Here is a 19894-nt window from a genome sequence, read left to right as displayed (position 1 = left end):
AAGAAGGCTGGGACTGTCTTTCCCAGTACGGAGGTAACCATGACAGATTCACCGATTCAATATCGCTTGATCAAAAAAGAAAAGCATACAGGTGCCCGCTTGGGAGAAATTATTACCCCTCACGGGACCTTTCCAACCCCAATGTTTATGCCTGTAGGGACTCAGGCAACCGTTAAGACCCAATCGCCAGAAGAGCTCAAGGAAATGGGTTCAGGAATTATCTTGGCCAACACCTACCATCTCTGGCTTCGTCCAGGGGATGACTTGGTCGCAAAAGCAGGAGGGCTGCATCAATTCATGAACTGGGACCAGCCAATTTTGACAGACAGTGGAGGTTTCCAGGTTTATTCACTAGCGGATACCCGCAATATTACTGAAGAAGGGGTAACCTTTAAAAACCACCTCAACGGCTCGAAAATGTTCCTCTCTCCAGAAAAGGCCATCTCCATCCAAAATAATCTAGGGAGTGACATCATGATGTCCTTTGATGAATGTCCTCAGTTCTATCAACCCTATGATTATGTGAAAAAATCAATCGAACGGACCAGCCGTTGGGCAGAGCGTGGTCTTAAGGCTCACCGTCGCCCTCACGATCAAGGACTTTTCGGGATTGTACAAGGGGCTGGCTTTGAAGATTTGCGCCGTCAGTCTGCCCGTGATCTGGTCAGCATGGACTTCCCAGGATATTCTATCGGTGGGTTAGCTGTTGGAGAAAGCCATGAAGAAATGAATGCGGTGCTTGATTTTACAACTCCCCTCTTGCCGGAGAACAAGCCTCGCTACCTGATGGGAGTGGGAGCTCCAGACAGTCTAATCGATGGGGTAATTCGTGGAGTGGATATGTTTGACTGTGTCTTGCCAACGCGGATTGCGCGAAATGGTACCTGCATGACCAGTCAAGGACGCCTGGTGGTGAAAAATGCGCAATTTGCTGAAGACTTTACGCCGCTAGATCACGAATGTGATTGCTACACTTGTAAGAATTACACCCGGGCCTATCTCCGCCACCTCCTCAAGGCGGATGAGACCTTTGGAATCCGCTTGACTAGCTACCACAATCTCTATTTCTTGATCAACCTCATGAAGCAGGTCCGTCAAGCGATCATGGATGACAATCTCTTAGAGTTCCGTGAGCATTTCGTCGAAAAATATGGCTATAACAAATCAGGTCGGAATTTCTAGGAAGAGCTACATATAAAGAACAAAGGCTGGAGAAAAGACTACAGCCATCTGAGAATAATAGAAACAACTGCTAGACGCAGTGGTTGATTGCTATCCTTGGAGCTTATGAAGCTCCGAAGATAACCCAATCAACTGTGAGGGAGCGAGACAGAACAAATTTGGATATAAATTTGTTCCATCTTGCTCCTTTTTTCTATATAATAGCAACTTTTTTAGTACTCTATTTCTTTCGAAAACACTTTCATTAAAAAAACGAAAAAAATCTGTTCAAATCCCTTGCATTGAGCCTTTCATTGTGTTAAACTACTATGGTGCTGTGAAAAACAGCTATTAGCTTTGATGCAAGAGGTTGCGACACGCTCGGTTGCATTGCCACGCAACGCATGTCGGTTTTCTTGTGGAGCTAGCCTATTATCTTAAATAGACGAAAAGGAGAAAAAGATGGCAAACAAAAAAATCCGCATCCGTTTGAAAGCGTACGAACACCGTACACTTGACACAGCGGCTGCAAAAATCGTAGAATCAGCTACTCGTACAGGTGCACAAGTTGCGGGTCCAATCCCACTTCCAACTGAGCGTAGCCTCTACACAATTATTCGTGCGACTCACAAATACAAAGATTCTCGCGAACAATTCGAAATGCGTACACACAAGCGTTTGATCGACATCATCAACCCAACTCAAAAAACAGTTGACGCTTTGATGAAATTGGATCTTCCAAGTGGTGTAAACGTAGAAATCAAACTTTAATCTAAAGCTTGATACATTGAGCATGAAAAACGCTCGTTAAAAACTTTTTGAATAAAAAATTATAGAAAAGGAACTATTTTCTCATGACAAAAGGAATCTTAGGGAAAAAAGTGGGAATGACTCAAATCTTCACTGAAGCTGGCGAATTGATCCCTGTAACAGTTATCGAAGCAACTCCAAACGTTGTTCTTCAAGTTAAAACTGTTGAAACAGATGGTTACAACGCTATCCAAGTTGGTTTCGATGACAAACGCGAAGTATTGAGTAACAAACCTGCTAAAGGACATGTAGCAAAAGCTAACACGGCTCCTAAGCGCTTCATTCGTGAATTCAAAAACGTTGAAGGCTTAGAAGTTGGTGCTGAAATCACAGTTGATACTTTCGAAGCTGGAGACATTGTTGATGTAACTGGTACTTCTAAAGGTAAAGGTTTCCAAGGTGTTATCAAACGCCACGGACAATCACGTGGACCTATGGCTCACGGTTCTCGTTACCACCGTCGTCCAGGTTCTATGGGACCTGTTGCACCTAACCGCGTATTCAAAGGTAAAAACCTTGCAGGACGTATGGGTGGCGATCGTGTAACCATTCAAAACCTTGAAGTTGTACAAGTTGTTCCAGAAAAGAACGTTATCCTTATCAAAGGTAACGTACCAGGTGCTAAGAAATCTCTTATCACTATCAAGTCAGCAGTTAAAGCTGGTAAATAATAAGGAAAGGGGAATACAGTCAAAATGGCAAATGTAACATTATTCGACCAAACTGGTAAACAAGCGGGCGAAGTTGTTCTTAACGATGCGATCTTTGGTATCGAACCAAACCAAGCAGTTGTATTTGATGTAATCATCAGCCAACGTGCTAGCCTTCGTCAAGGAACTCACGCAGTTAAAAACCGCTCTGCCGTTTCAGGTGGTGGACGCAAACCATGGCGTCAAAAAGGAACTGGACGTGCTCGTCAAGGTTCTATCCGCTCTCCACAATGGCGTGGTGGTGGAATCGTCTTCGGACCAACTCCACGTAGCTATGCGTACAAACTTCCTCAAAAAGTTCGTCGCCTTGCGCTTAAATCTGTTTACTCAGAAAAAGTTGCTGAAAACAAATTTGTAGCCGTTGATTCTCTTGAATTTACAGCTCCAAAAACTGCTGAATTTGCAAAAGTTCTTGCAGCTTTGAGCATCGATTCTAAAGTCCTTGTTATTCTTGAAGAAGGAAACGAATTCGCAGCTCTTTCAGCTCGTAACCTTCCAAACGTGAAAGTTGCGACTGCTACAACTGCAAGTGTTCTTGACATCGCAAATAGTGACAAACTTCTTGTTACTCAAGCAGCTATCTCTAAAATCGAGGAGGTTCTTGCATAATGAATTTGTATGATGTTATCAAAAAACCTGTTATCACTGAAAAGTCAATGGCTCAACTTGAAGCAGGCAAATATGTATTCGAAGTTGACACTCGCGCTCACAAACTTTTGATCAAACAAGCTGTTGAAGCTGCCTTTGAAGGTGTGAAAGTTGCGAATGTGAACACTGTAAATGTAAAACCAAAAGCAAAACGTGTTGGACGTTACACTGGTTTTACTTCAAAAACTAAAAAAGCTATCATCACGCTTACAGCTGATTCAAAAGCAATCGAGTTGTTCGCTACTGAAGCTGAATAATCTAAGGAGGAAATATCGTGGGAATTCGTGTTTATAAACCAACAACAAACGGTCGCCGTAATATGACTTCTTTGGATTTCGCTGAAATCACAACAAGCACACCAGAGAAATCTTTGCTTGTTTCATTGAAGAGCAAAGCAGGTCGTAACAACAACGGACGTATCACAGTTCGTCACCAAGGTGGTGGACACAAACGTCATTACCGTTTGATCGACTTCAAACGTAACAAAGACAACGTTGAAGCAGTTGTAAAAACAATTGAGTACGATCCAAACCGTTCTGCAAACATCGCTTTGGTACACTACACTGACGGTGTGAAAGCATATATCATCGCTCCAAAAGGTCTTGAAGTTGGTCAACGTATCGTTTCAGGTCCAGAAGCAGATATCAAAGTCGGAAACGCTCTTCCACTTGCTAACATCCCAGTTGGTACTTTGATCCACAACATCGAGTTGAAACCAGGTCGTGGTGGAGAATTGGTACGTGCTGCTGGAGCTTCTGCTCAAGTGTTAGGTTCTGAAGGTAAATACGTTCTTGTTCGTCTTCAATCAGGTGAAGTTCGTATGATCCTTGGTACTTGCCGTGCTACAGTTGGTGTTGTCGGAAATGAACAACATGGACTTGTTAACCTTGGTAAAGCAGGACGTAGCCGTTGGAAAGGTATCCGCCCAACAGTTCGTGGTTCTGTAATGAACCCTAACGATCACCCACACGGTGGTGGTGAAGGTAAAGCACCAGTTGGTCGTAAAGCACCATCAACTCCATGGGGCAAACCTGCTCTTGGTCTTAAAACTCGTAACAAGAAAGCGAAATCTGACAAACTTATCGTTCGTCGTCGCAACGAGAAATAATTTTAAACTAGTCGCTTAAGTGGCTAGAGAATCCGCCAGCTCGGTAGCGCTCCTTGGGAGCGCAAGCCGCTGTGGTACTATATTTAAAGGAGAAAATAATAAAATGGGACGCAGTCTTAAAAAAGGACCTTTCGTCGATGAGCATTTGATGAAAAAAGTTGAAGCTCAAGCTAATGACGAAAAGAAAAAAGTTATCAAAACTTGGTCACGTCGTTCAACGATCTTCCCAAGTTTCATTGGTTACACTATCGCAGTTTATGATGGACGTAAACACGTACCGGTTTACATCCAAGAAGACATGGTAGGTCACAAGCTTGGTGAATTTGCACCAACTCGTACTTACAAAGGTCACGCTGCAGATGACAAGAAGACACGTAGAAAATAAGGAGAACATAAATGGCAGAAATTACTTCAGCTAAAGCAATGGCTCGTACAGTGCGTGTTTCACCTCGTAAATCACGTCTTGTTCTTGACAACATCCGTGGTAAAAGCGTAGCCGATGCAGTAGCAATCTTGAAATTCACTCCAAACAAAGCAGCTGAAATCATCTTAAAAGTATTGAACTCAGCAGTAGCAAACGCTGAAAACAACTTTGGTTTGGAAAAAGCAAACTTGGTAGTATCTGAAGCATTCGCAAATGAAGGACCAACTATGAAACGTTTCCGTCCACGTGCGAAAGGTTCAGCTTCACCAATCAACAAACGCACAAGCCACATCACAGTGGTTGTGACAGAAAAATAAGGAGGTAACATCGTGGGTCAAAAAGTACATCCAATTGGAATGCGTGTCGGCATCATCCGTGATTGGGATGCCAAATGGTATGCTGAAAAAGAATACGCGGATTACCTTCATGAAGATCTTGCAATCCGCAAATTTATTCAAAAAGAATTAGCTGACGCAGCGGTTTCTACTATCGAAATCGAACGCGCAGTAAACAAAGTTAACGTTTCACTTCACACTGCTAAACCAGGTATGGTTATCGGTAAAGGTGGAGCAAACGTCGATGCACTTCGTGCAGCTCTTAACAAATTGACAGGTAAACAAGTTCACATCAACATCATCGAGATCAAACGTCCTGACTTGGATGCTCACCTTGTTGGTGAAGGAATTGCTCGTCAATTGGAGCAACGTGTGGCTTTCCGTCGTGCTCAAAAACAAGCGATCCAACGTACTATGCGCGCTGGAGCTAAAGGAATTAAAACTCAAGTATCAGGTCGTTTGAACGGTGCAGATATCGCCCGTGCCGAAGGATATTCTGAAGGTACAGTTCCACTCCACACACTTCGCGCAGACATCGATTACGCTTGGGAAGAAGCAGATACAACTTACGGTAAACTTGGTGTTAAAGTATGGATCTACCGTGGTGAAGTTCTTCCGGCTCGTAAAGACGCTAAAGGAGGTAAATAACCAATGTTAGTACCTAAACGTGTAAAACACCGTCGCGAATTCCGTGGTAAAATGCGCGGTGAAGCCAAAGGTGGAAAAGAAGTATCATTCGGTGAATACGGTCTTCAGGCTACAACTAGCCACTGGATCACTAACCGCCAAATCGAAGCTGCTCGTATTGCCATGACTCGTTACATGAAACGTGGTGGTAAGGTTTGGATCAAGATCTTCCCACACAAATCATACACCGCTAAAGCTATCGGGGTACGTATGGGATCTGGTAAAGGGGCACCTGAAGGTTGGGTAGCACCAGTTAAACGTGGTAAAGTAATGTTTGAAGTTGCTGGTGTATCTGAAGAGATCGCTCGCGAAGCGCTTCGTCTTGCAAGCCACAAATTGCCAGTTAAATGTAAATTCGTAAAACGTGAAGCAAAATAAGGAGAGGTCATGAAACTTACAGAAGTAAAAGAATTTGTTAAAGAACTTCGTGGTCTTTCTCAAGAAGAACTCGCGAAGCGTGAAAATGAATTGAAGAAAGAATTGTTTGAACTTCGTTTCCAAGCAGCTGCTGGTCAATTGGAACAAACTGGACGTTTGAAAGAAGTGAAAAAACAAATCGCTCGTATCAAAACTGTTCAATCAGAAGCTAAATAATAGACTAGGGAAGGAGAATTTCAATGGAACGCAATAATCGTAAAGTTCTTGTTGGACGCGTTGTGTCTGACAAAATGGACAAAACAATCACAGTTGTAGTTGAAACTAAACGTAACCACCCAGTCTATGGTAAACGTATCAACTATTCTAAAAAATACAAAGCACATGATGAAAACAACGTTGCCAAAGAAGGCGATATCGTTCGTATCATGGAAACTCGTCCGCTTTCAGCTACAAAACGCTTCCGTCTTGTAGAAGTTGTTGAAGAAGCGGTCATCATCTAATCTGACCTGAAAGGAGAAAACTTAAATGATTCAAACAGAAACTCGTTTGAAAGTTGCTGACAACAGTGGTGCACGCGAAATCTTGACCATCAAAGTTCTTGGTGGTTCAGGACGTAAATTCGCAGGTATCGGTGATGTTATCGTAGCATCTGTAAAACAAGCTACTCCTGGTGGTGCGGTTAAAAAAGGTGACGTTGTAAAAGCTGTTATCGTTCGTACTAAATCAGGTGCTCGTCGTAAAGATGGTTCATACATCAAGTTCGACGAAAATGCTGCAGTGATTATCCGTGAAGACAAAACTCCTCGCGGAACTCGTATCTTTGGCCCAGTCGCTCGTGAATTGCGTGACGGTGGTTTCATGAAGATCGTATCACTTGCTCCAGAAGTACTTTAATATAAAAATCACAAACACAGTCCCCTGGCTCATTGGCCAGGGTGCCCAACGGGCGTAAGAATAAAAGGAGAATAAAATGTTTGTAAAAACTGGCGACAAAGTTCGTGTAATTGCTGGTAAAGACAAAGGTGTTGAAGCTAAAGTCGTTGCTGCTCTTCCAAAAGTAAATAAAGTTGTTGTTGAAGGTGTAAACCTTGTTAAGAAACACCAACGTCCAAATAACGAAAACCCTCAAGGTGCTATCATCGAAAAAGAAGCTCCAATCCATGTATCAAACGTTCAAGTCTTGGACAAGAACGGTGTTGCTGGACGTGTTGGCTACAAATTCGTAGACGGCAAAAAAGTTCGTTATAACAAAAAATCAGGCGAAGTGCTTGACTAATCACGAAGGAAAGGAGAAGTATAATGGCTAATCGTTTAAAAGAAAAATACCTTAATGAAGTAGTTCCAGCTTTGACTGAACAATTTAACTACTCATCAGTTATGGCAGTGCCAAAAGTTGATAAGATCGTTTTGAACATGGGTGTTGGAGACGCTGTTTCTAACGCTAAAAACCTTGAGAAAGCTGCTGAAGAATTGGCATTGATCTCAGGTCAAAAACCACTTATCACAAAAGCTAAAAAATCAATCGCCGGCTTCCGTCTTCGTGAAGGTGTAGCGATCGGTGCGAAAGTAACTCTTCGTGGCGAACGTATGTACGAATTCTTGGACAAATTGGTTTCAGTTTCACTTCCACGTGTTCGTGACTTCCACGGTGTTCCAACAAAATCATTTGACGGACGCGGAAACTACACACTTGGTGTGAAAGAGCAATTGATCTTCCCAGAAATCAACTTTGATGATGTTGATAAAACTCGTGGTTTGGATATTGTAATCGTAACTACTGCGAACACAGACGAAGAATCACGTGCATTGCTTACTGGCCTTGGTATGCCGTTTGCAAAATAATATAGGAGGTAAAACTAATGGCTAAAAAATCTATGATTGCTAAGAACAAACGCCCAGCGAAGTTCTCTACTCAAGCATACACTCGCTGTGAACGTTGTGGACGTCCACACTCAGTTTACCGCAAGTTTAAACTTTGCCGTGTTTGCTTCCGTGAATTGGCATACAAAGGACAAATTCCTGGTGTCACTAAAGCATCTTGGTAATTCTAGCTTTCAATCCCGTCGTGAATCGTCGTTATCTGCTTTTGCCTAACTCAAGTTATGCTTGCAAGCAGATGCCTAGACTCACTTAGGAATTGAAACCTAGAAACATATTTTGAGCTTAGCTCAATCATTAACTAGCAAGTGAAAATTTCAAACTACTAGTAAGAGGAGAAATATAAAATGGTTATGACTGACCCAATCGCAGACTTCCTAACTCGTATTCGTAACGCTAACCAAGCAAAACACGAAGTACTTGAAGTACCTGCATCAAACATCAAAAAAGGGATTGCTGAAATCCTTAAACGCGAAGGTTTTGTGAAAAACGTTGAAGTGATCGAAGATGACAAACAAGGAATCATCCGCGTGTTCTTGAAATACGGAGCAAACGGTGAAAAAGTTATCACAAACTTGAAACGTGTTTCTAAACCAGGTTTGCGTGTTTACAAAAAACGTGAAGATCTTCCAAAAGTTCTTAACGGACTTGGAATTGCTATCCTTTCAACTTCTGAAGGTTTGCTTACTGATAAAGAAGCACGCCAAAAGAACGTTGGTGGAGAAGTTATCGCTTACGTTTGGTAATATTTAGCTCCCAATTTCGTTGTGACTCTTCGTTATCGTCTCTTGCCTAACTCAAAGTTATGCCTGCGAGACGATGCCTCGATTCACTTAGAAATTGAGACCTAAACATTATTTTTTAAATCAAAAAGATTTAAACCCCGTGAAAACTGGCCGTCATGGCCTGACAATTTAACAGGAGAATAAAAACATGTCACGTATTGGTAATAAAGTTATCGTGTTGCCTGCTGGTGTTGAACTCACTAACAAGGACAACGTAGTAACTGTAAAAGGACCTAAAGGAGAACTTACTCGTGAGTTCTCAAAAGATATTGAAATCCGTGTGGAAGGTACTGAAGTAACTCTTCACCGTCCAAACGATTCAAAAGAAATGAAAACCATCCACGGAACTACTCGTGCCCTTTTGAACAACATGGTTGTTGGTGTATCAGAAGGATTCAAGAAAGAACTTGAAATGCGCGGGGTTGGTTACCGTGCACAACTTCAAGGAAACAAACTTGTCTTGGCTGTTGGTAAATCTCACCCAGACGAAGTTGAAGCTCCAGAAGGAATTACTTTTGAACTTCCAAACCCAACGACTATCGTTATCAGCGGAATTTCAAAAGAAGTAGTTGGTCAAACAGCTGCTTACGTACGTAGCCTTCGTTCACCAGAACCTTACAAAGGTAAAGGAATCCGTTACGTTGGTGAATTCGTTCGCCGTAAAGAAGGTAAAACAGGTAAATAATGTTGAGTGGTTGTCTATCAACCACCCACCTATTTTCCAACTCAGTGCTTAGCACATGATTTTAAAATTAAGAGGTGAAAATTGTGATTTCGAAACCAGATAAAAATAAAATCCGTCAAAAACGCCACCGTCGCGTTCGCGGAAAACTCTCTGGAACTGCTGATCGCCCACGTTTGAACGTATTCCGTTCTAATACAGGCATCTACGCTCAAGTAATTGATGACGTAGCGGGTGTAACGCTCGCAAGCGCTTCAACTCTTGACAAAGAAGTTTCAAAAGGAACTAAAACTGAACAAGCCGTTGTTGTCGGCAAACTTGTTGCTGAACGTGCAGTTGCTAAAGGTATTTCTGAAGTGGTGTTCGACCGCGGTGGATATCTATATCACGGACGTGTTAAAGCTTTGGCTGATGCAGCTCGTGAAAACGGATTGAAATTCTAATAGGAGGACACTAGAAAATGGCATTTAAAGACAATGCAGTTGAACTTGAAGAACGTGTAGTTGCCATCAACCGTGTTACAAAAGTTGTTAAAGGTGGACGTCGTCTTCGCTTTGCAGCTCTTGTAGTTGTTGGTGACCGTAACGGACGTGTTGGTTTTGGTACAGGTAAAGCTCAAGAAGTACCAGAAGCAATCCGTAAAGCAGTAGAAGATGCTAAGAAAAACTTGATTGAAGTTCCTATGGTTGGAACAACAATTCCACACGAAGTAACATCAGTATTTGGTGGAGCTCGTGTATTGTTGAAACCAGCTATCGAAGGGGCTGGGGTTGCTGCAGGTGGTGCAGTTCGTGCCGTTGTCGAATTGGCAGGTATTGCAGATGTAACATCTAAATCACTTGGATCAAACACTCCAATCAACATTGTTCGTGCAACAGTGGAAGGATTAGCTCAATTGAAACGCGCTGAAGAAGTTGCTGCCCTTCGTGGTATTTCAGTTTCTGACTTGGCTTAAGAAAGGAGATTCAAATGGCTCAAATTAAAATTACTTTGACTAAGTCTCCAATCGGACGCATCCCGTCACAACGTAAAACTGTTGTAGCACTTGGACTTGGCAAATTGAACAGCTCTGTTATTAAAGAAGATAACCCAGCAGTACGTGGAATGATCACTGCAGTATCTCACTTGGTAACAGTTGAAGAAGTAAAATAATCTATTTATAATAGAACAAGGTTTTCAGGGGTATGGGAAATTTCTCATCCCCTAAAACTAAATATAAGTATAGGCGAGTTTGTAGTCAGGACACCTTTTCCTGATTGCATGCGTTAGCAATTTACAAAAGAGGAGAAATTAAATAATGAAACTTCATGAATTACAACCTGCTGCAGGTTCACGTAAAGTCCGCAACCGTGTTGGTCGTGGTACTTCATCTGGTAACGGTAAAACTTCTGGCCGTGGTCAAAAAGGTCAAAAAGCTCGTAGCGGTGGCGGTGTACGTCTTGGTTTTGAAGGTGGACAAACTCCATTGTTCCGTCGTCTTCCAAAACGTGGATTTACAAACATCAACGCTAAAGAATATGCTATTGTAAACCTTGATCAGTTGAACGTCTTCGAAGATGGTGCTGAAGTAACACCAGTTGTACTTGTTGAAGCAGGTATTGTAAAAGCTGAAAAATCAGGGATTAAAATTCTTGGTAACGGGGAATTGACTAAGAAATTGTCTGTTAAGGCAGCTAAATTCTCTAAATCAGCTGAAGAAGCTATCACTGCTAAAGGTGGTTCAGTAGAAGTCATCTAAGAGGGGTGACCTATGTTCTTTAAATTATTAAAAGATGCATTTAAGGTAAAACAAGTAAGATCAAAAATTTTATTTACCATTTTTATCATACTTGTTTTTCGAATCGGAACCACGATTACGGTTCCTGGTGTGAATGCGAAAATCCTTAACAACTTACAAGATGTTTCCTTCTTGAATATGATGAGCTTGGTGTCAGGGAATGCCATGAGAAACTTCTCTGTCTTTGCCCTAGGGGTGAGTCCTTACATCACGGCTTCCATCGTTGTTCAGCTCCTTCAAATGGACTTGCTTCCAAAGTTTGTTGAGTGGGGGAAACAAGGAGAAGTTGGACGGAGAAAGTTGAATCAGGCAACACGTTATATCGCTTTGGTTCTAGCTTTCGTTCAATCCATTGGAATTACAGCTACTTTCCACACCTTGTCACAGGCTAAATTAGTGTCGACACCAAACGTTGAAACCTACATCTTAATTGGTGCAATTTTAACGACAGGTTCGATGATTGTGACCTGGTTAGGAGAACAGATTTCAGACAAAGGATACGGAAACGGTGTTTCTATGATTATCTTTGCGGGGATTGTTTCTTCAATTCCAGAGATGATCAAAGGTGTTTATGAAGATTCATTTGTTAACGTTCGTTCTGGACAATTGACTAATTCACTAATTTTCGTAGGTCTGTTAATCTTAGCGGTATTAGTGATCATTTACTTCACAACCTTTGTGGAACAAGCTCAGTATAAAATTCCAATCCAATACACAAAGATTGCACAAGGAGCACCATCTAGCTCATATCTTCCATTGAAGGTAAACCCAGCTGGAGTTATTCCTGTCATCTTTGCTAGTTCGATCACGGCTGCACCGGCAGCAATTTTCCAGGTCATTAGTGCCATGGGTTACAATGCTGGATGGGTTCGAACAGCACAATCTATGTTAGCAACCAATACACCTACTGGTGTAGCAATGTATGCTTTGCTAATCATTTTGTTTACTTTCTTCTACACATTTGTACAGATTAACCCAGAAAAAACTGCGGAAAATCTACAAAAGAGTGGTGCTTACATTCCAGGTGTGCGTCCTGGTAAGGGAACAGAAGACTACATGTCACGTCTTCTTAGACGTTTGGCTACGGTCGGTTCTCTATTCCTTGGATTTATCACTATTATTCCAATCCTTGCTCGGGATATCTTTGGTCTGACAGATACAGTTGCCCTCGGAGGAACTAGTCTCTTGATCATCATCTCGACTGGTATTGAAGGAATGAAACAATTAGAAGGTTACTTGTTGAAACGCAAATACATTGGTTTCATGGATACAACAGAATAGAATTAGGTTGACATTGTCAACCTTCTATTTTGTTTTTGAATAAGTTTGTTAAATTGTAACAGGCTTATTTAAAAACAAAATAAGGAGCAAATGATTATGAATTTATTAATCATGGGATTGCCTGGAGCAGGTAAGGGGACGCAAGCAGCTAAAATTGTAGAACAATTTCAAGTTGCACATATCTCAACAGGGGATATGTTCCGTGCTGCAATGGCCAATCAAACCGAAATGGGTGTGTTGGCAAAATCATTCATCGATAAAGGTGAATTGGTGCCGGATGATGTAACCAACGGGATTGTAAAAGAACGTTTGGCTCAAGACGATATTAAGGAAAAAGGATTCCTTTTAGACGGTTTTCCTCGCACGATTGAACAAGCACATGCTTTGGATCAAATTTTGGTAGATCTTGGCCTTGAACTTGAGGGTGTAATCAACATCGAAGTGGATCCATCTTGCCTTCTTGAACGCTTGAGCGGTCGTATTATTCACCGCGAAACAGGAGAAACCTACCATAAAGTATTCAACCCACCAGCTGATTACAAGGAAGAAGACTATTACCAACGTGAGGACGATAAACCAGAAACAGTTAAACGCCGCTTGGATGTGAATATCGCTCAAGGTGAGCCGATTCTTGCTCATTATCGTGCAAAAGGTTTAGTCCATGATATCGAAGGAAACCAAGATATTAACGACGTCTTTAAGGATATCCAAAAAGTCTTAGAGAATTTGAAATAAAAACGTTTTAGTTGCTTGCAATAATTGACAACAAGTGATACAATGAATTAGTCTGACTTATAATTGTTACCTCTGTGCTCAGAGGAATGAATCGAAATTTATGGAGGTACTTTTGCGTGGCAAAAGACGATGTGATTGAAGTAGAAGGCAAGGTAGTTGATACAATGCCGAATGCTATGTTTACGGTTGAACTTGAAAATGGACATCAGATTTTAGCAACAGTTTCTGGTAAAATTCGTAAAAACTATATTCGTATTTTAGCGGGAGATCGTGTTACAGTGGAGATGAGTCCGTACGATTTGACACGTGGACGCATCACATACCGCTTTAAATAATCGAAAAACTTGGAGGGATAAAAATGAAAGTAAGACCATCGGTCAAACCAATTTGCGAATACTGTAAAGTAATTCGTCGTAATGGTCGTGTTATGGTAATTTGCCCAGCAAATCCAAAACACAAACAACGTCAAGGATAAGATAGAAAGGAGAAAACATGGCTCGTATTGCTGGAGTTGACATTCCAAATGACAAACGTGTAGTAATTTCATTGACTTATGTATACGGTATTGGACTTCCAACATCTAAGAAAATTCTTGCTGCTGCAGGAGTTTCTGAAGATATTCGTGTTCGTGACCTTACACCAGATCAAGAAGATGCTATCCGTCGTGAAGTTGACGCAATTAAAGTAGAAGGTGACCTTCGTCGTGAAGTGAACTTGAACATTAAACGTTTGATGGAAATCGGTTCATACCGTGGTATCCGTCACCGTCGTGGACTTCCTGTTCGTGGACAAAACACTAAAAACAATGCTCGCACTCGTAAAGGTAAAGCTGTTGCGATTGCTGGTAAGAAAAAATAAGAAAATAAAATAAGGAGGTAAAAATCTTGGCTAAACCAACACGTAAACGTCGTGTGAAAAAGAATATCGAATCAGGTATTGCTCATATTCACGCAACATTTAATAACACAATTGTTATGATTACTGATGTGCATGGTAACGCAATTGCATGGTCATCTGCAGGTGCTCTTGGTTTCAAAGGTTCTCGTAAATCTACACCATTTGCTGCACAAATGGCTTCAGAAGCTGCTGCAAAATCAGCTCAAGAACATGGTCTTAAATCAGTAGAAGTTACTGTTAAAGGTCCTGGTTCTGGTCGTGAGTCTGCTATTCGTGCTCTTGCTGCTGCTGGTCTTGAAGTTACTGCAATCCGCGATGTGACTCCTGTGCCACACAATGGTGCTCGTCCTCCAAAACGTCGCCGTGTATAATCATCAACAATTACACAGCTTTTCGTTTCAGAGGGAGTATAGCAAATGATTGAGTTTGAAAAACCAAATATAACAAAAATTGATGAAAATAAAGATTACGGTGTATTTGTAGTAGAACCACTTGAACGTGGTTATGGCACAACACTGGGGAACTCTCTTCGTCGCGTATTATTGGCTTCACTTCCAGGTGCTGCTGTTACTTCAATTAATATTGAAGGTGTATTGCACGAATTTGATACAGTTCCAGGTGTCCGCGAAGACGTTATGCAAATCATTCTTAACGTTAAAGGGATCGCTGTAAAATCTTACGTCCAAGACGAAAAGATTATTGAGCTTGATGTAGAAGGTCCTGCAGAAGTAACTGCTGGAGATATTCTTACGGATAGTGACATTGAAATTGTAAACCCTGATCATTATCTTTTTACAATCGGTGAAGGATCAAGCTTTAAAGCAACTTTGACTGTGAATAGCGGTCGTGGTTATGTTCCAGCTGATCAGAATAAAAAAGATGATGCACCAGTTGGTACACTTGCAGTAGATTCAATCTATACGCCAGTGACAAAAGTTAATTACCAAGTTGAACCAGCTCGCGTTGGTAGCAACGATGGTTTTGACAAACTAACCCTTGAAATTTTAACAAATGGAACAATTATTCCAGAAGATGCCTTAGGTTTATCTGCTCGTATTTTGACAGAGCACCTTAACCTCTTTACTAACTTAACAGAAATCGCAATTGCGACAGATGTAATGAAGGAAGTAGATACAGCATCAGATGATCGAGTATTAGAACGTACCATCGAAGAATTAGATCTTTCTGTCCGTTCATATAACTGTTTGAAACGTGCCGGTATCAACACTGTGTATGATTTAACAGAAAAATCTGAACCAGAAATGATGAAGGTTCGTAACCTTGGACGTAAGAGTCTCGAAGAAGTTAAAGTTAAGCTTGCCGATTTAGGCCTTGGGCTAAAAAACGATAAATAGAGGAGGAATACATGGCTTACCGTAAACTAGGACGCACTAGCTCACAACGTAAAGCAATGCTTCGTGATTTGACAACAGATCTTATCATCAATGAAGCAATCGTAACAACTGAAGCACGTGCAAAAGAAATCCGTAAATCAGTTGAAAAAATGATTACCTTAGGTAAACGTGGTGACTTGCATGCACGTCGTCAAGCAGCTGCTTATGTACGTAATGAAGTTGCATCACAAAACTTTGATGAAGAAACTGGTAAATATTCAGAAACAACAGCACTTCAAAAATTGTTCTCTGAACTTGCACCACGTTATGCTGAGCGCAATGGTGGATATACTCGTATCCTTAAAACTGAACCACGCCGTGGGGATGCTGCGCCAATGGCAATTATCGAATTAGTATAAAATCATCAATTTTGTTGAGTGTTATGATGTTGGGAGAACTATACAGTTCTTCTTAGTCTAGCTCTGGTCTGCCGCTAGGATTTATCCTAGCGGTAACACTCATCATATTGAGGTAAATGGTAGACGCTTGTTTACGAAATTGCTTTAATTTAAAACAATTTCGTAAGCAGGCGTTTTTTGATATAATAGAAGAGTTATGACAGTAAAAGAAAAATCACAAACACTGGCCCAGCAACTATTGGCGAAGCGTTACCTGGCTTCCCTGAAAGAAAATCCAGATCAGTACATTGGAGTTGAACTAGAATTTCCGATCGTAAATACCTTGGGAAATAAAACGGATGTATTGGTTGCAAAGGCTCTTTTTAAGTATCTGCAAGAGGTTGAAGAATTTATAGCGATTAAACTAGATGAAGACGGCAATCCAGTCCAGTTGCAACATGAAATAAATAAAGATCAAATTGTATTCGAGTTATCCTACAATACCATTGAATTTGCGTTTGAAAAAGCTAAAACAATTCAAGAAGTTGAAAGACGTTTTAATCACTATTTAAGCATCATTCAACCATTTTTAAGAGAGAAACAGCATCAAATTGAAGGATGTGGCCTTCATCCTTATTGGAGAATAAACGATAATCAACCTGTAAAAATTGATCGTTATAAAATGCTGATCCAATTCTTACAACTAGCTGAACAAGCTACCAACCGTCAATTTCATAACTATCCAGACTATGGAACCTTTATTTGTGGAAATCAAGTGCAACTGGATGTTTCAAGAAATAATTATTTAAAAGTGATTAACGCGATGAATAAGGTGGAACCTGCAAAAGCATATCTGTTTGCTAATTCCATTTTCGATGGAGAAAACTGGGATACGACGATATCAAGAGATATTTTCTGGGAAGAGTCTATGCATGGTTATTACCAGGAAAATGTTGGTGTGAATCCTAAAGCGTTTATAAATGAACAGGACTTTCTGGATTATTTAGCGAAGACAGCCATGTTTTATGTTTATCGTGAGGAAGAAATACTATATTTCGAACCTATTAGAGTAGAGGATTACCTAGCGAGAGAAAAAATAGTAGCTTATCGATTAAATGGAACGAGACAAAATATAAAACCACAAGAAGAAGACCTAAAGAATCATAGAAGCTACCATTTTCAAGATTTAACAACAAGAGGAACTATCGAATACAGAAGTGTTTGTACTCAACCGTTACATAAAACATTTGCACCAATTGCCTTTCATGTAGGATTGCATTATAATATCAAAGAATTGGAAGAGTATTTAGCTCAAAATAATTATTTTGATTTTAGCAAAGAAAATCCAAAAGAATTAAGAAGACAATACTCTAAAAAACATTTAACTAAAAATGAATTGGAGAAAATTAAACACTATTCATTGGATCTACTAACAATCTCTAAAAGAGGATTGATTGACCGTGGAAAGCAAGAAGAAGTTTATCTCGAAGGAATAATGAATGAGTTAGGGAAGTGCTAATTTAACAGCATTTCCTTTTTAAAATCAAAAAAATAACAAAAAAAATAAAAAAATAGAAAAAAGATATTGACAAGAAGAGAAGGTCGTGATATACTAATATAGTTGTCGCGCGAGAGCGACAAAGACCTTTGAAAACTGAACAAGACGAACCAATGTGCAGGGCGCTATAACGGAAGTTATAGTAACTGAACAATAAAAAAACAATAAATCTGTCAGTGACAGAATGAGTTTAAGACAAACAATTATTTTAATGAGAGTTTGATCCTGGCTCAGGATGAACGCTGGCGGCGTGCCTAATACATGCAAGTAGAACGCTGAAGCTTGGTGCTTGCACCGAGCGGATGAGTTGCGAACGGGTGAGTAACGCGTAGGTAACCTGCCTGGTAGCGGGGGATAACTATTGGAAACGATAGCTAATACCGCATAACAGTAGATATTGCATGATATCTGCTTGAAAGGTGCAAATGCATCACTACCAGATGGACCTGCGTTGTATTAGCTAGTTGGTGAGGTAACGGCTCACCAAGGCGACGATACATAGCCGACCTGAGAGGGTGATCGGCCACACTGGGACTGAGACACGGCCCAGACTCCTACGGGAGGCAGCAGTAGGGAATCTTCGGCAATGGGGGGAACCCTGACCGAGCAACGCCGCGTGAGTGAAGAAGGTTTTCGGATCGTAAAGCTCTGTTGTAAGAGAAGAACGAGTGTGAGAGTGGAAAGTTCACACTGTGACGGTATCTTACCAGAAAGGGACGGCTAACTACGTGCCAGCAGCCGCGGTAATACGTAGGTCCCGAGCGTTATCCGGATTTATTGGGCGTAAAGCGAGCGCAGGCGGTTAGATAAGTCTGAAGTTAAAGGCTGTGGCTTAACCATAGTACGCTTTGGAAACTGTTTAACTTGAGTGCAGAAGGGGAGAGTGGAATTCCATGTGTAGCGGTGAAATGCGTAGATATATGGAGGAACACCGGTGGCGAAAGCGGCTCTCTGGTCTGTAACTGACGCTGAGGCTCGAAAGCGTGGGGAGCAAACAGGATTAGATACCCTGGTAGTCCACGCCGTAAACGATGAGTGCTAGGTGTTGGGTCCTTTCCGGGACTCAGTGCCGCAGCTAACGCATTAAGCACTCCGCCTGGGGAGTACGACCGCAAGGTTGAAACTCAAAGGAATTGACGGGGGCCCGCACAAGCGGTGGAGCATGTGGTTTAATTCGAAGCAACGCGAAGAACCTTACCAGGTCTTGACATCCCTCTGACCGCTCTAGAGATAGAGTTTTCCTTCGGGACAGAGGTGACAGGTGGTGCATGGTTGTCGTCAGCTCGTGTCGTGAGATGTTGGGTTAAGTCCCGCAACGAGCGCAACCCCTATTGTTAGTTGCCATCATTTAGTTGGGCACTCTAGCGAGACTGCCGGTAATAAACCGGAGGAAGGTGGGGATGACGTCAAATCATCATGCCCCTTATGACCTGGGCTACACACGTGCTACAATGGCTGGTACAACGAGTCGCAAGTCGGTGACGGCAAGCTAATCTCTTAAAGCCAGTCTCAGTTCGGATTGTAGGCTGCAACTCGCCTACATGAAGTCGGAATCGCTAGTAATCGCGGATCAGCACGCCGCGGTGAATACGTTCCCGGGCCTTGTACACACCGCCCGTCACACCACGAGAGTTTGTAACACCCGAAGTCGGTGAGGTAACCTTTTAGGAGCCAGCCGCCTAAGGTGGGATAGATGATTGGGGTGAAGTCGTAACAAGGTAGCCGTATCGGAAGGTGCGGCTGGATCACCTCCTTTCTAAGGATAAGGAAACCTGCACGTTCGTCTTGTTTAGTTTTGAGAGGTCTTGTGGGGCCTTAGCTCAGCTGGGAGAGCGCCTGCTTTGCACGCAGGAGGTCAGCGGTTCGATCCCGCTAGGCTCCATTGGTGAGAGATCACCAAGGATGAACATTGAAAATTGAATATCTATATCAAATAGTAACAAGAAAATAAACCGAAAACGCTGTGAATATTTAATGAGTTTTCTAATTTTTGAAAAAATTAGGTTAATAAGGTTAAGTTAATAAGGGCGCACGGTGGATGCCTTGGCACTAGGAGCCGAAGAAGGACGTGACAAACGACGAAATGCCTCGGGGAGCTGTAAGTAAGCGCCGATCCGGGGATGTCCGAATGGGGGAACCCAGCAGGTGATACCTGTTACCCATATCTGTTAAGGATATGAGGAGGAAGACGCAGTGAACTGAAACATCTAAGTAGCTGCAGGAAGAGAAAGCAAAAGCGATTGCCTTAGTAGCGGCGAGCGAAACGGCAGGAGGGCAAACCGAAGAGTTTACTCTTCGGGGTTGTAGG

General features: G+C 41.8%; 31 protein-coding genes, 1 tRNA gene and 2 rRNA genes (1 of these 34 cut by a window edge). All 34 read left to right on the top strand.

The window, feature by feature from the left end:
* Positions 1-39 precede the first annotated feature (39 nt).
* The gene (tgt, locus tag D7D50_RS02480) at positions 40-1182 is read left to right on the top strand and encodes a tRNA guanosine(34) transglycosylase Tgt (RefSeq protein ID WP_023024993.1); all 1143 of its coding nucleotides are present in this window, start codon (positions 40-42) and stop codon (positions 1180-1182) included.
* Between the two features lie 441 nt (positions 1183-1623).
* Positions 1624-1932, top strand: a complete 309-nt coding sequence (rpsJ, locus tag D7D50_RS02475) for a 30S ribosomal protein S10 (protein ID WP_003009585.1) — start codon at positions 1624-1626, stop codon at positions 1930-1932.
* A gap of 83 nt (positions 1933-2015) precedes the next feature.
* Positions 2016-2642, top strand: coding sequence for a 50S ribosomal protein L3 (rplC, locus tag D7D50_RS02470; protein ID WP_003010846.1), 627 nt, complete (start codon positions 2016-2018; stop codon positions 2640-2642).
* Positions 2643-2666: 24 nt separating this feature from the next.
* Entirely contained in the window at positions 2667-3290 is a 624-nt protein-coding gene (rplD, locus tag D7D50_RS02465) for a 50S ribosomal protein L4 (RefSeq protein ID WP_003009591.1), read from the top strand.
* On the top strand, positions 3290-3586 hold the full coding sequence (locus D7D50_RS02460) for a 50S ribosomal protein L23 (protein ID WP_006595190.1): 297 nt from the start codon (positions 3290-3292) through the stop codon (positions 3584-3586). The genes rplD and D7D50_RS02460 overlap by 1 nt, the downstream gene beginning before the upstream one ends.
* 17 nt (positions 3587-3603) lie before the next feature.
* A complete protein-coding gene (rplB, locus tag D7D50_RS02455; protein ID WP_006595189.1) occupies positions 3604-4437 on the top strand; it encodes a 50S ribosomal protein L2 in 834 nt (277 codons plus the stop codon).
* 103 nt (positions 4438-4540) lie between these two features.
* On the top strand, positions 4541-4822 hold the full coding sequence (rpsS, locus tag D7D50_RS02450; protein ID WP_000533766.1) for a 30S ribosomal protein S19: 282 nt from the start codon (positions 4541-4543) through the stop codon (positions 4820-4822).
* Positions 4823-4833: 11 nt separating this feature from the next.
* Positions 4834-5178, top strand: coding sequence for a 50S ribosomal protein L22 (gene rplV, locus D7D50_RS02445; RefSeq protein WP_006595188.1), 345 nt, complete (start codon positions 4834-4836; stop codon positions 5176-5178).
* Between the two features lie 12 nt (positions 5179-5190).
* Entirely contained in the window at positions 5191-5844 is a 654-nt protein-coding gene (rpsC, locus tag D7D50_RS02440) for a 30S ribosomal protein S3 (protein ID WP_006595187.1), read from the top strand.
* Positions 5845-5847: 3 nt separating this feature from the next.
* On the top strand, positions 5848-6261 hold the full coding sequence (gene rplP / locus D7D50_RS02435; RefSeq protein ID WP_023024998.1) for a 50S ribosomal protein L16: 414 nt from the start codon (positions 5848-5850) through the stop codon (positions 6259-6261).
* Positions 6262-6270: 9 nt separating this feature from the next.
* Entirely contained in the window at positions 6271-6477 is a 207-nt protein-coding gene (rpmC, locus tag D7D50_RS02430) for a 50S ribosomal protein L29 (protein ID WP_003002350.1), read from the top strand.
* A 23-nt stretch (positions 6478-6500) separates the two neighbouring features.
* Positions 6501-6761 carry a 30S ribosomal protein S17 gene (gene rpsQ / locus D7D50_RS02425; protein ID WP_000440801.1) on the top strand — a complete coding sequence of 87 codons (261 nt, stop codon included), beginning with the start codon at positions 6501-6503 and terminating at the stop codon, positions 6759-6761.
* A 25-nt stretch (positions 6762-6786) separates the two neighbouring features.
* Positions 6787-7155, top strand: a complete 369-nt coding sequence (rplN, locus tag D7D50_RS02420) for a 50S ribosomal protein L14 (protein ID WP_023025002.1) — start codon at positions 6787-6789, stop codon at positions 7153-7155.
* Between the two features lie 76 nt (positions 7156-7231).
* Positions 7232-7537: a 50S ribosomal protein L24 gene (gene rplX / locus D7D50_RS02415; RefSeq protein ID WP_006595185.1), complete on the top strand. Its 306-nt coding sequence runs from the start codon at positions 7232-7234 to the stop codon at positions 7535-7537.
* Positions 7538-7560: 23 nt separating this feature from the next.
* Positions 7561-8103 carry a 50S ribosomal protein L5 gene (rplE, locus tag D7D50_RS02410; RefSeq protein ID WP_006595184.1) on the top strand — a complete coding sequence of 181 codons (543 nt, stop codon included), beginning with the start codon at positions 7561-7563 and terminating at the stop codon, positions 8101-8103.
* A 17-nt stretch (positions 8104-8120) separates the two neighbouring features.
* Complete coding sequence (locus D7D50_RS02405) at positions 8121-8306, top strand: type Z 30S ribosomal protein S14 (protein ID WP_001085699.1); 186 nt, start codon at positions 8121-8123, stop codon at positions 8304-8306.
* 180 nt (positions 8307-8486) lie between these two features.
* Positions 8487-8885 (top strand): 30S ribosomal protein S8, encoded by a 399-nt coding sequence (rpsH, locus tag D7D50_RS02400; protein WP_006595183.1) that lies wholly within the window; start codon positions 8487-8489, stop codon positions 8883-8885.
* Positions 8886-9072: 187 nt separating this feature from the next.
* On the top strand, positions 9073-9609 hold the full coding sequence (rplF, locus tag D7D50_RS02395; RefSeq protein WP_023025004.1) for a 50S ribosomal protein L6: 537 nt from the start codon (positions 9073-9075) through the stop codon (positions 9607-9609).
* An 83-nt stretch (positions 9610-9692) separates the two neighbouring features.
* Positions 9693-10049 carry a 50S ribosomal protein L18 gene (rplR, locus tag D7D50_RS02390; RefSeq protein WP_003010871.1) on the top strand — a complete coding sequence of 119 codons (357 nt, stop codon included), beginning with the start codon at positions 9693-9695 and terminating at the stop codon, positions 10047-10049.
* A gap of 17 nt (positions 10050-10066) precedes the next feature.
* Positions 10067-10561: a 30S ribosomal protein S5 gene (rpsE, locus tag D7D50_RS02385; protein ID WP_006595182.1), complete on the top strand. Its 495-nt coding sequence runs from the start codon at positions 10067-10069 to the stop codon at positions 10559-10561.
* A gap of 14 nt (positions 10562-10575) precedes the next feature.
* Entirely contained in the window at positions 10576-10758 is a 183-nt protein-coding gene (gene rpmD / locus D7D50_RS02380; RefSeq protein WP_002894509.1) for a 50S ribosomal protein L30, read from the top strand.
* A gap of 145 nt (positions 10759-10903) precedes the next feature.
* A complete protein-coding gene (rplO, locus tag D7D50_RS02375) occupies positions 10904-11344 on the top strand; it encodes a 50S ribosomal protein L15 (RefSeq protein ID WP_006595181.1) in 441 nt (146 codons plus the stop codon).
* A gap of 12 nt (positions 11345-11356) precedes the next feature.
* Positions 11357-12664: a preprotein translocase subunit SecY gene (gene secY, locus D7D50_RS02370; protein WP_023025007.1), complete on the top strand. Its 1308-nt coding sequence runs from the start codon at positions 11357-11359 to the stop codon at positions 12662-12664.
* A 96-nt stretch (positions 12665-12760) separates the two neighbouring features.
* Positions 12761-13399 carry an adenylate kinase gene (locus tag D7D50_RS02365; protein ID WP_006597039.1) on the top strand — a complete coding sequence of 213 codons (639 nt, stop codon included), beginning with the start codon at positions 12761-12763 and terminating at the stop codon, positions 13397-13399.
* A gap of 116 nt (positions 13400-13515) precedes the next feature.
* Positions 13516-13734 (top strand): translation initiation factor IF-1, encoded by a 219-nt coding sequence (gene infA, locus D7D50_RS02360; RefSeq protein WP_001029883.1) that lies wholly within the window; start codon positions 13516-13518, stop codon positions 13732-13734.
* A gap of 23 nt (positions 13735-13757) precedes the next feature.
* A complete protein-coding gene (gene rpmJ / locus D7D50_RS02355) occupies positions 13758-13874 on the top strand; it encodes a 50S ribosomal protein L36 (protein ID WP_001808836.1) in 117 nt (38 codons plus the stop codon).
* A 17-nt stretch (positions 13875-13891) separates the two neighbouring features.
* Complete coding sequence (gene rpsM, locus D7D50_RS02350) at positions 13892-14257, top strand: 30S ribosomal protein S13 (RefSeq protein WP_003009631.1); 366 nt, start codon at positions 13892-13894, stop codon at positions 14255-14257.
* Between the two features lie 26 nt (positions 14258-14283).
* Positions 14284-14667 carry a 30S ribosomal protein S11 gene (rpsK, locus tag D7D50_RS02345; RefSeq protein WP_001118385.1) on the top strand — a complete coding sequence of 128 codons (384 nt, stop codon included), beginning with the start codon at positions 14284-14286 and terminating at the stop codon, positions 14665-14667.
* A 45-nt stretch (positions 14668-14712) separates the two neighbouring features.
* Complete coding sequence (locus tag D7D50_RS02340) at positions 14713-15651, top strand: DNA-directed RNA polymerase subunit alpha (protein ID WP_006595177.1); 939 nt, start codon at positions 14713-14715, stop codon at positions 15649-15651.
* Positions 15652-15662: 11 nt separating this feature from the next.
* Positions 15663-16049 carry a 50S ribosomal protein L17 gene (rplQ, locus tag D7D50_RS02335; RefSeq protein WP_006595176.1) on the top strand — a complete coding sequence of 129 codons (387 nt, stop codon included), beginning with the start codon at positions 15663-15665 and terminating at the stop codon, positions 16047-16049.
* A gap of 196 nt (positions 16050-16245) precedes the next feature.
* The gene (locus tag D7D50_RS02330) at positions 16246-17547 is read left to right on the top strand and encodes a glutamate-cysteine ligase family protein (RefSeq protein WP_120701377.1); all 1302 of its coding nucleotides are present in this window, start codon (positions 16246-16248) and stop codon (positions 17545-17547) included.
* A 246-nt stretch (positions 17548-17793) separates the two neighbouring features.
* Positions 17794-19342 (top strand): 16S ribosomal RNA (locus tag D7D50_RS02325).
* Positions 19343-19395: 53 nt separating this feature from the next.
* A tRNA-Ala gene (locus D7D50_RS02320) sits at positions 19396-19468 on the top strand.
* Between the two features lie 129 nt (positions 19469-19597).
* A 23S ribosomal RNA gene (locus tag D7D50_RS02315) occupies positions 19598-19894 on the top strand; it runs 2604 nt beyond the window's last position.
* Together the 16S and 23S rRNA genes with 1 tRNA gene alongside form the textbook arrangement of a ribosomal RNA operon.

The sequence above is a fragment of the Streptococcus koreensis genome, from assembly GCF_003627135.1.
Lineage (GTDB): Bacteria > Bacillota > Bacilli > Lactobacillales > Streptococcaceae > Streptococcus > Streptococcus ilei.
This window is presented reverse-complemented; position numbering and strand designations above follow the sequence as displayed.

What these genes read in the sequence shown, in the direction of transcription:
- tgt (WP_023024993.1), top strand. Translation starts at nt 40, where the DNA reads ATGACAGATTCACCGATTCAATATCGCTTGATCAAAAAAGAAAAGCAT.
- rpsJ (WP_003009585.1), top strand. Translation starts at nt 1,624, where the DNA reads ATGGCAAACAAAAAAATCCGCATCCGTTTGAAAGCGTACGAACACCGT.
- rplC (WP_003010846.1), top strand. Translation starts at nt 2,016, where the DNA reads ATGACAAAAGGAATCTTAGGGAAAAAAGTGGGAATGACTCAAATCTTC.
- rplD (WP_003009591.1), top strand. Translation starts at nt 2,667, where the DNA reads ATGGCAAATGTAACATTATTCGACCAAACTGGTAAACAAGCGGGCGAA.
- D7D50_RS02460 (WP_006595190.1), top strand. Translation starts at nt 3,290, where the DNA reads ATGAATTTGTATGATGTTATCAAAAAACCTGTTATCACTGAAAAGTCA.
- rpsS (WP_000533766.1), top strand. Translation starts at nt 4,541, where the DNA reads ATGGGACGCAGTCTTAAAAAAGGACCTTTCGTCGATGAGCATTTGATG.
- rplV (WP_006595188.1), top strand. Translation starts at nt 4,834, where the DNA reads ATGGCAGAAATTACTTCAGCTAAAGCAATGGCTCGTACAGTGCGTGTT.
- rplP (WP_023024998.1), top strand. Translation starts at nt 5,848, where the DNA reads ATGTTAGTACCTAAACGTGTAAAACACCGTCGCGAATTCCGTGGTAAA.
- rpmC (WP_003002350.1), top strand. Translation starts at nt 6,271, where the DNA reads ATGAAACTTACAGAAGTAAAAGAATTTGTTAAAGAACTTCGTGGTCTT.
- rpsQ (WP_000440801.1), top strand. Translation starts at nt 6,501, where the DNA reads ATGGAACGCAATAATCGTAAAGTTCTTGTTGGACGCGTTGTGTCTGAC.
- rplN (WP_023025002.1), top strand. Translation starts at nt 6,787, where the DNA reads ATGATTCAAACAGAAACTCGTTTGAAAGTTGCTGACAACAGTGGTGCA.
- rplX (WP_006595185.1), top strand. Translation starts at nt 7,232, where the DNA reads ATGTTTGTAAAAACTGGCGACAAAGTTCGTGTAATTGCTGGTAAAGAC.
- rplE (WP_006595184.1), top strand. Translation starts at nt 7,561, where the DNA reads ATGGCTAATCGTTTAAAAGAAAAATACCTTAATGAAGTAGTTCCAGCT.
- D7D50_RS02405 (WP_001085699.1), top strand. Translation starts at nt 8,121, where the DNA reads ATGGCTAAAAAATCTATGATTGCTAAGAACAAACGCCCAGCGAAGTTC.
- rpsH (WP_006595183.1), top strand. Translation starts at nt 8,487, where the DNA reads ATGGTTATGACTGACCCAATCGCAGACTTCCTAACTCGTATTCGTAAC.
- rplF (WP_023025004.1), top strand. Translation starts at nt 9,073, where the DNA reads ATGTCACGTATTGGTAATAAAGTTATCGTGTTGCCTGCTGGTGTTGAA.
- rpsE (WP_006595182.1), top strand. Translation starts at nt 10,067, where the DNA reads ATGGCATTTAAAGACAATGCAGTTGAACTTGAAGAACGTGTAGTTGCC.
- rpmD (WP_002894509.1), top strand. Translation starts at nt 10,576, where the DNA reads ATGGCTCAAATTAAAATTACTTTGACTAAGTCTCCAATCGGACGCATC.
- rplO (WP_006595181.1), top strand. Translation starts at nt 10,904, where the DNA reads ATGAAACTTCATGAATTACAACCTGCTGCAGGTTCACGTAAAGTCCGC.
- secY (WP_023025007.1), top strand. Translation starts at nt 11,357, where the DNA reads ATGTTCTTTAAATTATTAAAAGATGCATTTAAGGTAAAACAAGTAAGA.
- D7D50_RS02365 (WP_006597039.1), top strand. Translation starts at nt 12,761, where the DNA reads ATGAATTTATTAATCATGGGATTGCCTGGAGCAGGTAAGGGGACGCAA.
- rpmJ (WP_001808836.1), top strand. Translation starts at nt 13,758, where the DNA reads ATGAAAGTAAGACCATCGGTCAAACCAATTTGCGAATACTGTAAAGTA.
- rpsM (WP_003009631.1), top strand. Translation starts at nt 13,892, where the DNA reads ATGGCTCGTATTGCTGGAGTTGACATTCCAAATGACAAACGTGTAGTA.
- D7D50_RS02340 (WP_006595177.1), top strand. Translation starts at nt 14,713, where the DNA reads ATGATTGAGTTTGAAAAACCAAATATAACAAAAATTGATGAAAATAAA.
- rplQ (WP_006595176.1), top strand. Translation starts at nt 15,663, where the DNA reads ATGGCTTACCGTAAACTAGGACGCACTAGCTCACAACGTAAAGCAATG.
- D7D50_RS02330 (WP_120701377.1), top strand. Translation starts at nt 16,246, where the DNA reads ATGACAGTAAAAGAAAAATCACAAACACTGGCCCAGCAACTATTGGCG.